A 15,434-nucleotide genomic window follows, 5' to 3' on the forward strand; every position below is an offset into this window, starting at 1 on the left:
CTGGCGGTTCGCGCTATTTTTGCGTATGGCCCAACACCTCGGTAACATCACCCTGCTCGTCGCGGATTACGACGAAGCCATCCAGTTTTACGTCAATAAGCTCGGCTTCGAGCTGCTGGAAGACACCGACCGCGGTGAAGGCAAACGTTGGGTGCGCGTGGCCCCGGCTGGCGCGGGCAGTCCGGCGTTGCTGCTGGCTCAGGCCGCTACCGAAGAGCAGCGGGCCCAGGTCGGCAACCAGGCCGGCGGGCGCGTGTTTCTCTTCCTCAACACCGACGACTTCCAGGGCGACTACGCCCGCTACCAGGCCGCCGGGGTGCAGTTCCTGGAAGAGCCGCGCCACGAAGACTACGGCTCGGTGGTCGTCTTCGCCGACCTCTACGGCAACAAGTGGGACCTGCTGCAACTGAAGTAGGCGGCGCCGTTGCGTGACCAGTAGCCGGAGCTGTCAACCGAATAGTGAAGCTGGAAGTGTAGGCTGTGCAGGCAAGCAACCGGCCTGATTAAGCCCCAGAAGCAGCTTCTGAGGGTTGTTTACTCATTTGGGAAGGTTCGTAAGTCGTTTCCGAAGGTTCAGGAAGACTTCCCGAGGTTTAGTTAAGAACTTCCGAACCCTCGGAAGTCACTTCCGAGGATTAGCTAAGAACTTCCGAGGGTTCGGGAAGGACTTGGGAAGGTTCGGAAGTAAGTTCCGAGGGTTCAGAAGTGACTTCCGAAGGTTAGGAAACGACTTCCAAATCTTCCGGCAGAAGCAAACAGCGCTGCCGACGACTACGGACTAAGCCCCGCCGTCCAGCCCGAGCAGCTCCGCCGCCGCCGCGAAGGCCGACTGCTGCCCGCTCATCACCCGCTGCTGCAGCTCGGGCAGGCGGGCTGCTACTTCGGGCCGGGCATAAAACCGCTCTTCCAGCGCCTCCCGGATGCTGTGCTGCAGCCACTGCAGGTTCTGCTCCTGCCGCCGCTGCCCGAAGTAGCCGTTGCCCTGCGTCAGCGCCAGGTAACGGCCGATTTCCTCCCACACGCCCGCCACGCCTTCGCCCGAGAGGGCCGAGCAGGTGCGCGCCACCGGCGCCCAGCCCGAGGTGGCGTGCGGAAACAGCCTCAGGGCCGACTGATACTCCACCCGCGCCCGTTTGGCGGCCAGCTCGTTGCCCGAGTCGGCCTTGGTGATGACCACCGCGTCGGCCATTTCCATGATGCCGCGCTTGACGCCCTGCAGCTCGTCGCCGGCACCGGCCAGCATCAGCAGCAGGAAGAAGTCGACCATGCCGTGCACGGCGGTTTCGCTCTGGCCCACGCCCACGGTTTCCACGAAGATGACGTCGTGGCCCGCCGCCTCGCAGAGCAGCAGCGCCTCGCGGGTGGCGCGGGCCACGCCGCCCAGCGAGCGGCCGGCGGGGGAGGGGCGGATGAAGGCCTGCGGGTGCGCCGCCAGCTGATTCATGCGCGTTTTGTCGCCGAGGATGCTGCCGCCGCTGCGCTGGCTGGTGGGGTCGACGGCCAGTACCGCGAGGCGGTGGCCTTCGTCAACCAAATGCATGCCCAGGGCTTCGATAAAGGTGCTTTTGCCCACGCCGGGCACGCCGGTAATGCCCACCCGCACCGAGTGGCCAGTATGGGGCAGCACGGCGGCCAGCACCTCCTGCGCCAGGGCCTGGTCGGCGGGCAGGGTGCTTTCGACGAGGGTAATGGCGCGGCTGAGCACGAGCCGGTCGTGGGCCCGCAGGCCCTGGATGTACTGGTCGGCGGTGAGGCGTTTGGGCAAAGCGAGCGGGTAATAGGCCGATTTTCAGCGGCTACTCATCGATTCGTAACGCGGCGGCTTTGGTTCGGACGCTTAAATGTAGCTACTTGCCCCGGCGTTGCGCCCATGTGCTGTTATCCTTCGGCGGCGTTGCTGTTCTCTTCTCTCTACCTCCTTCGCATGAAACTACTTGTACCCGGTCTGGCCCTGGGCGCCCTAGCGCTGGCGCCGCTGAGCCTGCACGCGCAAAACGAGCTGAGCAACTTCGGCTCGACGGGCCGCGGCGGCGTGGCCAATACCTTCGTGAGCGACTACCAGGCCATCGGCATCAACCCGGCCAACCTGGCCCGCATCGGCAGCCCCAAGTTTTCTATCGGCCTGCTGCAGTACGGCGTGGGCATCGGCTCCCAGTCGCTTACGCGTGAGCAGATGCTGCGCTTCGTCAAGCGCGTGGACGACAAGCTGACTGCGGCCGAAAAGCAGGAGCTGGCCAAGGCCTTCACCTCCGACAACGCCCTGAACCTGAACGCCGACGTGATGACCTTCGGGGCTTCGGTGGATATTCTGGGCATTGGCACGGTGGCCGTTAGCAACCAGCAGCGCGTGGTGACGCACATGGGGCTGAACAAGAACATGGCCGAAATCCTGTTCCTGGGCAAGAACGCGCCGATTTACCAGCAGTACACCTCCGGCACCACCATCCCGCTGGTGTCGACGGCCTTGCAGGGCACGCGCCTGCAGATGAGCTGGCTGAACGAGTTCAACGTGGCCTTCGGCCGCCGCCTGCTCGACAACGACATGTTCCAGCTCTCGGCTGGCGTGGGCTACCGCTACATCGAGGGCGTGGGCGTGGTCGATATCCGGGCCGAGGACGGCAAGCTCGAAGCCTTCGGGGCCGTGTCGCCGCTGTTCGACATCAACTACGGCAAGCTGGCGCAGAACCCGCAGTTCAACTACAAGCACGGCGGCTCGGGCCTACGCCCGGTGGGCACCGGCAACGGCGTCGACCTCGGGGCGTCGATGGAAATCGGCAAGTCGCTGCGCCTGGGCCTCTCCGTTACCGACATCGGCAGCATGACCTGGAAGGGCAACCTGCTCACGGCCAACGACCAGAAGCTCAAGCAGCTCAGCTCCGAGGGTATTGGCTCGTACAATCTCTTCAAGGAAGTGACCCAGCTGGTGACGGCTGGCACCGACAGCCTCTTCCAGTACCAGCCCAGCGCCAGCCGCAAGGAAAGCCTGCCCACCAAGCTGCGCGCCGGCGCGGGCCTGCGCATCAGCGAGTATTTCGAGGTGGGCGTGGATGCCACCCTGCCCATGAACGACGTGGCCGGCAACCTGCCCAAACCCTTCGTCGGCGCCGGCATCGACTACAAGCCGGTGCGCTGGCTGCGCCTGAGCAGCGGCCTGAGCGGCGGCGCGGGCTACGGCTTCAGCCTGCCCCTGGGCGTCACGCTGGCCACCAAGCACTACGAAGCCGGCATCAGTACCCGCGACCTGGTGGGCCTGTTCACCTCCGAGCACCCCTACGTGTCAGTAGCCGCCGGCTTCCTGCGCTTCAAGTTCGGGGAGCAGAAGTAATGTTGGGTGAGGCGGTAAAAGGCCGTCATCCTGAGCGCAGCGAAGGACCTTCCTCGCACCCTGCATCGCGGCTGATGCCAATGTGTTGACTTTCTTCAATAGCAAAAAGAAGCGCAGCCACCTACTATGGTGGCTGCGCTTTTACGTTAATGCGCTCATCCAAAAATCGTCTGCTCGTTGTTTGCAGCGGCGGTGCAGGGTTCGAGGAAGGTCCTTCGGCTGCGCCTCAGGATGACGGCCTTTTTACCCCGTTACCTATCCACCCAACTACTTAAAATAGCTCTGGATGAAGATGGGCAGGCCGAGCTTGCCGCGGCGGCCGCCGAGCTTGATGCCGTCGTCCGTGTACTTGGCGGCCAGGCCCAGGGCGTTGGGGTTTTCGATGACGCCGAGGAAAGGGTTGTCTTCGCGGGCCACGTAGATGCGGCCGTCGGGCCCAAGCTGCAAGGAGCCGATTTTGCGGTTGGCGGAGTTGCCCACGGCGGTTTTGGTGCCGGTTTTCAGGTCGACCTGCCACACCTGGGCGTTGCCGCCGCCGTTGCCGTTGCTGGTGGCGTAGAGCTTCGAGCCGTCGGACGAAAATTCCACCCCGTAGGCTTCCTCGAAAGGCCCGTACGACTTGGGGTTTTTCACCAAGCCGGTGGCGTTGTCGAAGTCGAACACCTCCACCTTATTCGCCTCGCGCCAGATGGCCACGGCCAGCTTCTTGCCGTCGGGCGAGAATTTCATGCAGCCGATGGCGTTGCGGCCCGGGCCGGCGTGCATGGCGCCCACGTTGCTCAGAATGGGCTTGGTCTGCACCCCGTCGGGCGTGACGAGGTAGCTCACGAAGGCGTTGGAGTTCCAGCGGTGGCCCACCATCCAGATGTCGCGGCCGTTTTTGTGGCGCACGGCGGCCAGCTTCTCCGCCACCGGCGAGATGAGCAGGCCGTTGCTGCGCTTCACGTCGCCCATGCCCTCGGCGTCGGTCATGTCGACCACGGAGTAGCGCATGCCCACGCTGTTGCCCTCGGCGGCGGTGGTGAAGATGTAGAATACGTTGCCGCTGCCCGGGTCAGGGATGATGAGGGCGCTCTGCGAGGAGGACTTGCTGCCCGCCAGGTTTTTACCGTTGGGCATGAGCTGGTGCTGGCGGTTCCACACGTACACGCCGTTGGTATAGAACAGCAGCTGCCCGCGCGAGGTGGTGGCCACCGAGGAGCCTTCGTAGGTGCTGAGCTTGCCGTCGAGCAGCGGGGTGGGGGCACCCTGGCGGAAATCCAGGCCGGCTTCCTGCCCAAAGTACCAAATGGAAGCCTGTTGCTGGGCCTGGGCGGCGGTGCCGACAAGCAGCAGGGCCAGCGCGGAAACGAAACGAGCGAACATAAGCAGGAGAATTGCAGCGGTTGAGGCCTTCAACGCAAGACCGTGCCAATTTGTGATGCGTCAGATGCGGATGTTAGGAGCCCGCAGAGGGCGCGGAAGATTCGCAGAAGGCGCTGAGCTCTGCATCCTCTGCGTAATCTTCCGCGCCCTCTGCGGGCTAAAGTCGTTGCGGAATCCAAGTGACAAGCCTCGTCACACCGCCCACTCGCCGGCCGTCAGCCGGGGCAGCAGCTGGCGCACGATGCGGTAGCTCAGGCCCCAGAGCTTATGCTCCCCGATGCGGATAAACGACACCGGCGCGGACCGGGGCCAGCCGTCGAGCTGCCAGTCTTCGGTGGCGTGGCGGGCGGGGTCGAGCAGCTCGGCCACGGATACTTCCAGCACTTCCGTTACCTCACGCTCCAGCCAGCGCCATACCGCCGGGCGGCTGATGCGCCCCAGGTAGGGCGTGACGCGGTAGCCGGTGGTGAGCGTGCTGATGACCGGCAGCTCGGCCAGCACCTGTACGGCCTCGCGCGGCAGGTATACTTCTTCCTCCGCCTCGCGCAGGGCCGTGTCGAGCAGGGAAGTGTCGGTAGGGTCTTGTTTGCCGCCGGGAAAGGCCAGCTGCCCGCCGTGCACGCCGAAGTTGCTGCGCACCAGCAGCACCAGGCGCAGCTCCCCGGCATCGTCGCGGTACACGGGCACGAGTACGGCCGCCTCGCGCAGCTGCGGGTCCGCGGGCGGCAGGTTGGTTTCGTCCGGCGCTATCAGGCCGTCCACGACTGCAGCTCGATGACGTTGCACTCCGGGTCGGCCACGTAGGCCCAGGTAATGGCACGGCCCAGCGGCGTCATCTGCGTGACGACTTCGCCCAGGGCCGAGCCGCCTTCGGCCACCACCACGGCGCGGGCGGCGGCCACGTCGGGCACTTCGAAGGCAATGTGGCCGAAGCCGGGGCGGTTGGGGGCGGTGCGGGCGCGGTTGGTCAGCGGGTCGTAGCCGAAGATTTCCAGCGTGGGGCCGCCGGGGCCGTGGCCGGGCAGGCGCAGGTGCACGCCGCGCTGCCGGGGGGCGCGGGCCTGGCCCCCGCTCAGGGCTTCGTCCTGGTAGTCGCGTTGGGGAGAGGTCCGGGTGCAGCCAAATACCCGCTCGTAGAAGGCGGCCAGGGCTTCCCAGTCTTCGGCGGTGAGGTTGGTGTGGGCGTAGCGGGCGGAGAGTAGCGGCGTATTCACTAGTGTGTCGGGCGTTGGCAGGTAAAGCAGGACTCAGAACGAATGGGCAATATACCCATTGCGCCCAACCCGGCACGAATATTCAACCCCGCAACCCCGAGCATAACGAATGCAGCTGGCTACAACGGCTGACGCCACACCGCCATGCTCATTGTTACCGCACCACGTAGGCCCCGGCCGCGTCGGTGGGGGGCAAGGTGTGGTGCTGCTCGAAGTAGCGGTATACCGGTGCCAGCGTCTGCCAGAAGGCGTAGTGCGGGCTGTGCCAGCGGGCCTCCAGGTCGGTGGCGTTCAGCTCGAAGGGAAAGATGTGTACCGGTATTTCGGCCTGCCCGGCAGCGCGGGCCTCCACGGCCAGCACGTACAGCTCCTCGATGCAGCTATCGGTGATGGGCAGGCAGCCGATGGTAACGTTGGAGCCGTGGATGAAAATGTCGCCGCCGGGGTCCTGCTCGCCGCGGGCGCGGTCGAGGGCGTTGGGGTAATCGAGGCCCAGCGAGAGGTGGAAAAGGCTGTTGGGGTTGTAGCGGTCGATGCGGTAGCAACCCTCGGGCACCTGCCCGTCGCCGGAGCGCAGCTTGGGGCCGAGCGTACCGGAGGTGGCGGCCAGGGCGTAGCGGCGCAGCAGCTGGTAGCGGCCCTGCCCGCGGTTGCGGGCCCACACCTCCACGCGCTGCCCTACTTTGAAGGCCCGCAGGTACAGCTCCAGCTGGTCGGCGGCGAGGTGGCGGCGCTGCAGCTCGGCTTGCAGGGTGCTCCAGCGGGCGGTGTAGGCCGTGCGCACCCGCGGGTAGCGCTGCTGGCCCTGGCGGAAGGTGGCATCGGTCGGATCGGGCCCGAACAGCAGGGGCCACAGCAGTAGCAGGAAGACGCGCATGGCGGCAGCGAGTAAGAATACGGCGCCATAACGGGGTTGCTGCGGCTAAGCGTATATGAGAATAAAGATATAGGAGAGTTGTATAAATTGATGAGGTTCCGGGGAAGAAACCCGGATAATTTACGGCCTGCGGCGGCGTTGATTTGCTGAGTTGATTCAACCAGCTGACCGCAACCACAAACGCCCTGGTTATCTATGACGTCCTCTTCCGTTTCCGCGCCGCCGGCCGCGCCCCTTCGCCCTGGTTCCACGCAAGCCACGCTGCAGCGCTACGCCCCGGCGGCGCGCTACGCGAACTTCGCCCTGCTGGCCTTCTGCCTGCTGCTGGCGCTGGACTGGGCCCTGCCCGTGCGCCGCTACGAAAACGAAGCCGTGCTCAGCCGCCTTGTGGTGCTGACCTCGTCCTCCGCCTCCGACCCGCGCATGGCCTACGACATCGTTACGCCCCACGCCCGGTTTCGTATTCCGAGCGAGCAGGGCGCCCGCGTGCGCGACGAGGACCGCGTGACGGTGTGGATTACCCCGCTGCTGGGCGTGGTGCGGCAAGTCAGTTCCCCAGCCTCGCCCGAGGGCGCCACCCCGTTTCGGCCCGCTAACGGCACTATCTACGGGCCCTTCGCGCTGGCGCCGCTGCTGCTGCTGGCGGTAGCGCTGGTAGGCGCCTGGCCCGGCCGCTCGCCCGAAACGCGCATGAACACGGCCGTGGCTGGGGTGCTGCTGGCGCTGGTCACCTTGGGCATCCTGATTTGGGTGTGAGACTGTTGCTGGCCCCGAAAACACAACCGCCCCGCCATGTCAACTCGGACGCGGCGGGGCGGTTTTGGTGTATAAGAACGTCATGCTGAGCGCAGTCGAAGCATCTCTACTGATAGCAATTTCTATCCAACGAAGCGGTAGAGATGCTTCGACTGCGCTCAGCATGACGTTCAATAAATATTGACCTACGCGGCTTAACCGATGCTGCGAATCACGCCGCCGTCGACGCGCACGGAGGCGCCGTTGGTGGCGGCGGCCAGCGGGCTGGCCAGGAACGTGACCATAGTAGCAATTTCGTCGGTGGTGATGAAGCGCTTTAGCAGCGAGGAGGGGCGGGCGTGGGCGAAGAAGTCCTTTTCCGCGTCGGCGCGCGACTGTCCCTCGGCGGCCAGCTTGCCGATGAATTCCTCCACGCCCTCGGAGGCGGTGGGACCCGGCAGCACGGAATTGACGGTGACACCGGTGCCCGTGGTCAGCTCGGCCAGGCCGCGGGCCACGGCCAGCTGGGCCGTTTTGGTGGTGCCGTAGTGAATCATTTCGGCCGGAATCTGCAGGCCCGATTCGCTGGAGATAAAAATGATGCGACCCCAGTTCTGGGCCAGCATCTGCGGAAAGTACTGGCGCGAGAGGCGCACCCCGCTGAGCACGTTCACTTCGAAGAAGCGCAGCCAATCCTCATCCGGAATGTCGGCGAAGGGCTTCGGGTCGAAGATGCCCACGTTGTTGACCAGAATATCGACCGTGGGCACCGCGGCCAGCAGGCGCTGCACCTGGTCGGCGTGGCCAAAATCGACGGCCACGCCGCGCACCCGGGCCCCGGGCGTCTCGGCCAGGATGGCGGCGCGGGCCTGCTCGATGCGCGCTTCGGTGCGGCCGGTGAGGATGACTTCGGCGCCCTCGGCGGCCAGGCGCTTGGCAATGGCCAGGCCGATGCCGCCGGTGGAACCCGTGACCAGGGCCGTTTTATCGGTGAGTTGTAAGTCCATGCGAAAACAAAGCTGGGATGATGAAACTTCCTGCCTAAACCAGCCGGCGCAGCGTTTGTCTGCTCGGTCCGAAAAAAGCTGGCGGCCGAATGCCGTTAGTGCGCTGCCAACAAGCAATTTGCGGCGGTCCTGCTGCGGCGCCACGGCCCGCCGATGCAAAGTTTTGTGCGCCGGCTCCGTATGCAGGGTCACTACCTTCTCAACCTTCCTTTCCGGCTTCCCATGTCCTTTTCCTCCGCCCGCCCCGACGACCTGCTCATCGATGCTGCCCGCCGCGGCGACGTGGCCTTTATCCGCGAACTGCTGGCCGCCGGCGTCGACGTGAACACCCAGAACGGCAAGGGCTTCACCCCGCTCATCATTGCTACCTACGACGACCAGCTCGAAGCCGCCCGCGTGCTGCTGGAGGCCGGCGCCGACGTGAACGTGCAGGACGTGAGCGGCAACACAGCCCTGATGGGCGTCAGCTTCAAGGGCTACGCCGAAATTGCCCGCCTGCTCATCGGGCACGGCGCCGACCTGGACCTGCAGAACGGCAACGGCGGCACCGCGCTGATGTTTGCCACCCTTTTCGGCCGCCACAACATCGTGCCCATCCTGCTCGAAGCCGGCGCCGATACCACCCTGCGCGACGTGCGCGGCCTTACGGCCCGCGACCTGGCCATTCAGCAGGGCAACGACCAGGCCCTGCAACTGCTGCCCGCCTAGCGGCTGACGTTTTGCCGGCGTACCCGGATTTCTGACCTGCCATGACGCCCGTCCCCACCTACGCCCCCGACATCCTCGGCCCCGACTTCGAGCAGCTGCGCCTGGAGCAGCCCGCCGACTACGAAGGCCCGGTGGTGTGCACGCTGGTGCGCCGTCGGCCTGCCGGGGCATCCGCGCCGCGCCGGGCGGTGCTCTACGTGCACGGCTTCACCGACTACTTTTTTCAGCGCGAGCTGGCCGAGCAGTGGACCGCCCACGGCTACGGCTTCTACGCCCTGGACCTGCGCAAATACGGCCGCTCCCTGCTGCCTCAGCAGCGCCCCAACAATGTGCGCGACTTATCGGAGTACTTCGCCGACCTCGACGCGGCCCTGACCGTCATCCGGGCCGAAGGCGCCGAAACGGTGGTGCTCAACGGCCATTCGACCGGCGGCCTCATCAGCGCCCTGCACGCGGCGGCGCACCCCGGCGACTGGGCCGCGCTGGTGCTGAACAGCCCCTTTCTGGAGCTGAATCAGCCCCGGTGGCTGCGCCAGGGCGTGGTGCCCTTGGTGGCGCGCCTGGGCCGCGTGCTGCCCGATCTGCCCATGCCCGCCAATCTGCCGTTCGGGTACGGCGAGAGTCTGCACCGCCAGTACCACGGCGAATGGGACTACCGCCTCGACTGGAAGCCGCGCCGGGTGTTTGCCGTCAATGCCGGCTGGCTGCGCGCCATCCGCTGCGGGCACCAGCAGGTAGCGCGCGGCTTGCATATTCAGGCGCCGGTACTGGTGCTGCACTCGGCCCGCACGGTGCAGCACTATCACCCCTTCAACGACGAGTATTTTCAGGCCGACGGCGTGCTGAACGTGGCGCACATTCACCAGCTGGCCCCGCAGCTGGGTGCGCACGTGACCACGGAAGTTATCGAAGGCGGCATGCACGATTTGGTCCTCTCACGTCCGGCCGTGCGCGCGGAGGTGTACCGGCGCATGTTCGCGTGGCTGAAAACCGCGCTGCCCGTTGCGTGATGGTGGTGCTGGCGGGGTAGCTGGTAATCAGGCTCCGGTGAGTTGATAGGGGCAAAGAGTACGACGTTTTTCTTTGTTGCCAGGCTACCTAGCGCAGCGGCGGCACCCGCAGCAGGCGCAGCGTCGTGTCGATGGGCTGGCGCTGGAGCAGCTGCTGGTATTCCTGCTGCAGCCGGGCCTGTTGCTGCTCTTTTTCGCGGCGCTTGAAGGGGCGCACCGAGTAGCGCATGTGGCCGTGGGGGCGGCGCAGGTTCACGTAGAGCAGGTGCCGGTCGGGGTGGCGCGCGGGGGCGCCGTCGCGGATGCGGGCCGTGCGGCGGCGGAAGTTGCCGAGCACCGCCTGCACGGGGTTGAGGCCCACGTAGAGGTTGCTGCGGCCGGTGAGGTAATACACGCCGCTGATTTCCAGGTCGGTCAGGTTGCTGTTGAGGCGCAGCTCGGGCACCAGCAGCCGCTCCTGATCGAGGAAGAAGCGGGTGCTGACGGGGCGGAAGTACAGGTGGTCGGTGCGGCGGGGGCTGAGGATGCGCAGGGCCTGCTGCAACGGGGCCACGCGCAGCAGCTCCAGGTCCTGCACGTCGGCGCGGGCGTAGCCCTGGGTGCGGGCGGTGGCGGGCAGAAAGGTCGCGTCGAGGTCGGTGTGCAGGTCGGCTTCGCAGGTCATGGTGCCGCGCACGTTGTCGGGACCGAGCACGTCGAAGCCCAGCGCCCCGGCCAGCTCGAAGAGGCGCGGCAGCTGAATGTCCTGCAGCCGGGCCTGCGCGTGCAGCGGGTGGTGGCCCTGGCCGGCGTTGGTTTGCAGCCGTCCGCGCAGCCGCAGCTGCCCGCCGAAGGCCTCAAGCGTGCATTCATCCAGCGTAGCTTCGCCGGGGCGCAGGTGCGAGGTCAGGCGGAAGCCCGTGCCCGTGAGGGCGCCGTAGCGCACGTGCTCGGCCCGCACGTGCAGCCGGGCCGTGAGCAGCTTGCCGCTGAGCAGGTCCGAAGCCCGCCCGGCGCCCGGCCGCGGCTGCCCGGCCGGTGCCACCGACGCGGTAGCCGCGTTGTCGGCGGCTTCGTCCTCGTCGTCGTCGGGCTGCAGACTGGCCAGCAGCAGCAGCAGGCGCTGCACGTCCACGGTGGCGTAGCGCAAATCCAGGCTCGCGTCGGCGGATAGCAGGCGCGAGCCGGCCATACGTGCCGAGGCCTGGGCAAAACCCGCTCCGCCCGAAGTGGTAGCGAAGTACAGGGCCGGCATCCGAAACGTCGAGCCGGTCTTGAGCACCTGCAGCCGCACGTGGCGCAGGTTTTCGCCCACCGGCATCCGCAGCGTGGCCACCTGGCAGCTCACCTGCCCGCTGGCTGTCAGCAGCAGCCGGCGCAGCGGCGACTGGCGCGCCGCCCGCTGCGCCGGTGTCGGGGTGCGGCCGGCCGCCACCGGCCGCACCGACTGGCGCAGCAGCCGCGTCACCCGCTGGTAATCGAGGGTGCCGAAGCGCAGCGCCAGCTGAAACTCGCCGTTGGTGCGGCCGCGCGCCAGCGGCCCCGGCCACGCGGCCCGGCCGCGCACCTCGCCGCCCCACACCTGCGCCGTCAGGCCACTGAGACTGGTCAGGTATCCGTCGCGGCGCACCAGCACGCGCACCTGGCGCAGCGTATCGGTGGGCAGCACCAGCCGGGCGCAGCGCAGGGCTACCCGCAGGCGCAGGCCCGGGGGCAGCAGCGAGCTGTCGGCCGCGGCTTTGGCCGGCCGGCGGCGCCGGGCCGCCACCGAGCCGTCGGCGCGCGGGCGCAGCAGCTCGCCCAGCCGGGCCACCCGCAGCTCGTCCACGGCGAAGCGGCCGTCGATGAACGTGGTGGCACGCTGCCCAGTCAGGTAATCGAGCAGGTTCACCGTCCGCGCCTGGACTTGAAAGCGCATCCCGTCCACCTGCCCCGATAGGTCGTTGAGCTGCCAGAGGCTGTCCTGCAGGCCCAGGCGCACGTTCAGCCCCCGCACGCGGGCGTGGCGCGTCGGAATGTCGAAGGCCGCATCGTGCAGGGCCACGTGGCCGCGCACCGAGAGGCTGCGGGCCGGGCCGGGTGGGGGCTCCTGGCCGGGGCCGGGCGGCAGCGGGCCGCGCAGGCGCAGGTCCAGCTCGGCGGCCCCGTTGCGGGCCCGCCACTCGCCCGGCGCCACCAGCGCGGCCAGGGCGGGCAGGTCGGTGCGGCCGCGCAGGTGGCCCGTCACGGTGGGGCGGGTGAAGTCGCGCACCTGCAGGCGCAGGTCGAGCTGGCCCAGCGGGGAGTAGATGCGGCAGTGGTGCAAGGTGAGCGTGGTGCTGCTGGGCTGGTGGGCCGGGCCGTTGTCGAGCACGGCCAGCAAATCCCAGTGGCTGATGCGGCGGCTGGAATCGGGCCATACCAGCCGGGCCTGGCGCAGCTGCAGGCGCAGCACGTTGCGGGGCAGCACGGTGGGGCTGCTCAGCCCGCTGACGGTATAGCGCAAATATGCCTTGCTGGGGCTGCGGGCGCCGCGCAGGTAGGGCATCAGGCTGGGCGGCAGCACGTCGGGCAGCACGTCCATCAGCCGCTGCCGGCCTTCGAAGCGCAGCCGCAGCCAGGAGCCGGCCGGGGCCCGGCTGGCCGTGGTGTGGGTGCCGCTGACGCGGATGGTGTCGCCGCGCAGGGTGGCGCGGGTGCCCGGCTCGAAGGTGCCCCGGCGCCGGGCAAAGTCGTAGCGATAGTGGGCCCAGGCCTGCACCGGCTCGTGGGCCAGCAGCGTGCCGGTGCGGTCATTGTGCAAGGAATCGAGCTGGCCGCTGAGCGTGCCGCGCACGGTGAGCTGCCCGCCGCGCAGCCGGGCCCGAAACTGCCCCCGCGCCACCCGCGCCACGAAGCGGCTGTGCTTGTAGTCGTTGCGGAAGCTTAGCCGCACGTTGCGCAGCTGCACCGTCGGCAGGTCGAAATCCAGCGCGGGCGTCGAGGCCGGGCCGGGGCGGCGCCGGCCGTGCAGCGTCCAGCGGCGGCCCCGGGCGTCCACGTAGGCGCGCAGCAGCCCGTCGCGCAGCGTCAGGGCATCCACCTGCACCCGGCCGCGCAGCAGGGCCCGCAGGTTCAGGCGCAGGTCGGCGCGGGCCACTTGCAGCACCGGCTCGGGGCGCTGGTAGGCGGTATCGGTGAGGGTGAGGTGGCGCAGGGAGGCCGTCAGGTGCGGGAAGTCCTGCCAGCCGAGGTGCAGCTCGAAGGGGCTCACGACCAGGTCGGAGTTGCGGGCCAACCGCGCGCGCAGCTGCTGCTCCAGCCAGTGGCGGCCGTAGCGCGTGCCCAGCAGCCCGGCCCCGAACAGGAGCACCAGCATGACCAGTCCCAGCAAGAGCCCGGCCCCGCGCCGGAAACCAAATCGAGCCATAGCATCCGTAGCGCTGCTCCATTAGATGCGGCAGAAGCAGCGTAGCCGGCGCGCCGCCCGGCCCGCCGCTGCCAATACGGGCAACAAGCTCGGCAGGCTGCCGATCAGGCGCAAAACCCGCCGTGGGCCGGACCAGTGTGCCAACTACGCAGGCCCGGCGCGCCGCCTGACGCAGGCAGCCGGGCCGGGTGCTGGGTTACCCGTCGATACGGCGCACGCCCTCGCGCAGCAGCAGCGCGCAGATGGCCGTGGCGCCCAGCACCTGGCCGGTCAGCAGCAGGTAACGCGGGAGCAGCGAGGTAGCATCCAGCAGGGAGCCCAGCAGCACCAACAGCTGATGCAAGGCCACCATCATCGGCAGCAGGCTGGCCAGCACGAACAGGTAGCCCCGGCGGCGGGGCGTCAGGCGGAAAGCGGCAGTCATAGACAACGAGCAGGTAACAGATAAAACGCGCCAAAAGGTAGTCCAGAACGGCGGTACGTCCGCTACTATCGGCCCGCCTTTTGGCGGCGCGCTCGTGCTACTTGTCTGGAAATCGAGCGGGCCCGTCCTGCCGCACGGCAGAACGGGCCCGAGCCTGTCGTCAGCCAACGCCCGCGCCGCTACAGCTGCGCCAGGAAAAACGCCTTCAGCTCGTTGAAGATGAGCATATCGGTGCCGTGGCCGATGTGGCTGTAGGTTTTGAAGCGGGCGTTGATGCGCTGCTGCTGGTACACCTGCTGGCAGTATTGCCAGCGCGCGGGCTGCATCTGCTGACCTAGGTATTTGTAAATCAGGGCCCGCTCCGTGTCGTCGTAGGCGTCGTCGAAGGCGGCGGCGTCGTTCTCGTCGAGGGCGCCCATGTAGAAGAACTGCGGCACGGCCCGGTACTGCTGCCAGTCGAGGCGGTGGCCGGTGAGCTGCCGGTAATCGGCCAGGCCCAGGGGGTAGGGCAGGGGCGTGCCGTCTATTTTGTCGAGGGGCAGTAGCAGCAGGCCATTGAGCCCGCCGCCGGCCACGGCCCGCACCCGCTCGGGGTGGAGCACGGTGAAGCGGTTGACGAAGCTGGCCGAGGCCGAAAACCCGTTGAGCAGCACTTTCTCCCGGGCCTGCACCTGCAGGGCGCGCAGCTGCTCGCGGGCGTCGTCAATCATGCGCAGCAGCTGCTCATCCAGCCGGGCCAGCTCCCCGGTGGCGTGCAGCGCGTCCTTGTCGAGGGCGTGGGTGTAGAGCAGCGGCTGGGCGGCCGGGCGCGGAAACACCGGCATCAGCAGCGGCAGCCCGATTTCGCGGGCCAGCGGCCGGCCCAGCGTGGCCTTCGGCCCGGCCACGGCCACCCGGGCGGCCCGCTCGTGCACGGCCAGCGTGTCGTTGAGCAGGCCGGTGTTGTTGGGCTCCACCAGCAGGTAGGTAGGAGTGTTGCGCGGGGCGCCCTTCGGCACCAGCAGAAAATAGGGGTAGTGGAAGCCCTTGGCCGGATTGGCCGCGATGCGCAGCAGCGTATCGGTGGCGGCGCGGGGGGCGGCGTGGCCGGGCCGGGTCAGCAGGAGCAGGGCGCCGAAGCTCAGCAGCAGGGTCAGCAGCGGTTTCATAGGCAGGACGGAGAAGACTCCCAAACGTAGCCGTGCCAGGACCGGCCAACCAAATTCGGCGGCTCACATAAAGATGTAGCACGGCCCGAAACCACCGTTGGTTCGATGGATACAGCGAAGCTGTTTAGGAAGTCCTTGGAACGTCCTGTCGAGCTGGTCGGGACATCTCGCTCGGCGGCTATTCTTCTCGTTGAACAAAGTGGCTCTATCAGGAGTCAGCACGCGAGATGTCTCGACCAGTTCGACATGACACT

At 67.4% G+C, this 15,434-nt stretch carries 14 protein-coding genes; 5 read left to right on the forward strand and 9 right to left on the reverse strand.

Annotated features, from left to right (window positions below):
* Window positions 1-25: 25 nt before the first annotated feature.
* Complete coding sequence (locus FDY95_RS13200; RefSeq protein ID WP_138078234.1) at window positions 26-415, forward strand: VOC family protein; 390 nt, start codon at window positions 26-28, stop codon at window positions 413-415.
* A 363-nt stretch (window positions 416-778) separates the two neighbouring features.
* Here the strand turns inward: FDY95_RS13200 and meaB are convergent, their stop codons facing one another.
* Entirely contained in the window at window positions 779-1,765 is a 987-nt protein-coding gene (meaB, locus tag FDY95_RS13205) for a methylmalonyl Co-A mutase-associated GTPase MeaB (RefSeq protein ID WP_138078235.1), read from the reverse strand.
* Between the two features lie 159 nt (window positions 1,766-1,924).
* Here meaB and FDY95_RS13210 point away from each other — a divergent pair, with 159 nt between their 5' ends.
* On the forward strand, window positions 1,925-3,325 hold the full coding sequence (locus FDY95_RS13210; protein ID WP_138078236.1) for a DUF5723 family protein: 1,401 nt from the start codon (window positions 1,925-1,927) through the stop codon (window positions 3,323-3,325).
* A gap of 267 nt (window positions 3,326-3,592) precedes the next feature.
* On the opposite strand, the gene FDY95_RS13215 is transcribed toward FDY95_RS13210, so the two are convergent.
* The 4 genes from FDY95_RS13215 to FDY95_RS13230 form a co-directional block, all read right to left on the reverse strand.
* On the reverse strand, window positions 3,593-4,690 hold the full coding sequence (locus tag FDY95_RS13215) for a PD40 domain-containing protein (RefSeq protein WP_138078237.1): 1,098 nt from the start codon (window positions 4,688-4,690) through the stop codon (window positions 3,593-3,595).
* 192 nt (window positions 4,691-4,882) lie between these two features.
* Window positions 4,883-5,452, reverse strand: coding sequence for an NUDIX hydrolase (locus tag FDY95_RS13220; RefSeq protein ID WP_212744900.1), 570 nt, complete (start codon window positions 5,450-5,452; stop codon window positions 4,883-4,885).
* The gene (locus FDY95_RS13225) at window positions 5,440-5,904 is read right to left on the reverse strand and encodes a VOC family protein (protein WP_138078238.1); all 465 of its coding nucleotides are present in this window, start codon (window positions 5,902-5,904) and stop codon (window positions 5,440-5,442) included. Before FDY95_RS13225 ends, FDY95_RS13220 begins: the two co-directional genes overlap by 13 nt.
* Before the next feature lie 154 nt (window positions 5,905-6,058).
* The gene (locus tag FDY95_RS13230) at window positions 6,059-6,781 is read right to left on the reverse strand and encodes a L,D-transpeptidase family protein (protein ID WP_138078239.1); all 723 of its coding nucleotides are present in this window, start codon (window positions 6,779-6,781) and stop codon (window positions 6,059-6,061) included.
* Between the two features lie 195 nt (window positions 6,782-6,976).
* Here FDY95_RS13230 and FDY95_RS13235 point away from each other — a divergent pair, with 195 nt between their 5' ends.
* Entirely contained in the window at window positions 6,977-7,537 is a 561-nt protein-coding gene (locus FDY95_RS13235; protein ID WP_138078240.1) for a hypothetical protein, read from the forward strand.
* Window positions 7,538-7,731: 194 nt separating this feature from the next.
* Here FDY95_RS13235 and FDY95_RS13240 read toward each other — a convergent pair whose 3' ends face one another.
* Window positions 7,732-8,523, reverse strand: coding sequence for an SDR family NAD(P)-dependent oxidoreductase (locus FDY95_RS13240; RefSeq protein ID WP_138078241.1), 792 nt, complete (start codon window positions 8,521-8,523; stop codon window positions 7,732-7,734).
* A gap of 222 nt (window positions 8,524-8,745) precedes the next feature.
* On the opposite strand from FDY95_RS13240, the gene FDY95_RS13245 reads away from it, so the two are divergent.
* Both FDY95_RS13245 and FDY95_RS13250 read left to right on the forward strand, forming a co-directional pair.
* Complete coding sequence (locus FDY95_RS13245) at window positions 8,746-9,231, forward strand: ankyrin repeat domain-containing protein (protein ID WP_138078242.1); 486 nt, start codon at window positions 8,746-8,748, stop codon at window positions 9,229-9,231.
* Between the two features lie 41 nt (window positions 9,232-9,272).
* A complete protein-coding gene (locus FDY95_RS13250; RefSeq protein WP_138078243.1) occupies window positions 9,273-10,241 on the forward strand; it encodes an alpha/beta hydrolase in 969 nt (322 codons plus the stop codon).
* A gap of 88 nt (window positions 10,242-10,329) precedes the next feature.
* On the opposite strand, the gene FDY95_RS13255 is transcribed toward FDY95_RS13250, so the two are convergent.
* From FDY95_RS13255 to FDY95_RS13265, 3 genes are all read right to left on the reverse strand, one after another.
* Window positions 10,330-13,608, reverse strand: coding sequence for an AsmA family protein (locus tag FDY95_RS13255; protein WP_138078244.1), 3,279 nt, complete (start codon window positions 13,606-13,608; stop codon window positions 10,330-10,332).
* Between the two features lie 196 nt (window positions 13,609-13,804).
* Entirely contained in the window at window positions 13,805-14,032 is a 228-nt protein-coding gene (locus FDY95_RS13260; RefSeq protein WP_138078245.1) for a hypothetical protein, read from the reverse strand.
* Window positions 14,033-14,211: 179 nt separating this feature from the next.
* Window positions 14,212-15,180, reverse strand: a complete 969-nt coding sequence (locus FDY95_RS13265) for a hypothetical protein (RefSeq protein ID WP_138078246.1) — start codon at window positions 15,178-15,180, stop codon at window positions 14,212-14,214.
* Between the last annotated feature and the right edge of the window lie 254 nt (window positions 15,181-15,434).

The sequence above is a fragment of the Hymenobacter jeollabukensis genome, from assembly GCF_005771675.1.
In the GTDB taxonomy this organism is placed as follows: domain Bacteria; phylum Bacteroidota; class Bacteroidia; order Cytophagales; family Hymenobacteraceae; genus Solirubrum; species Solirubrum jeollabukense.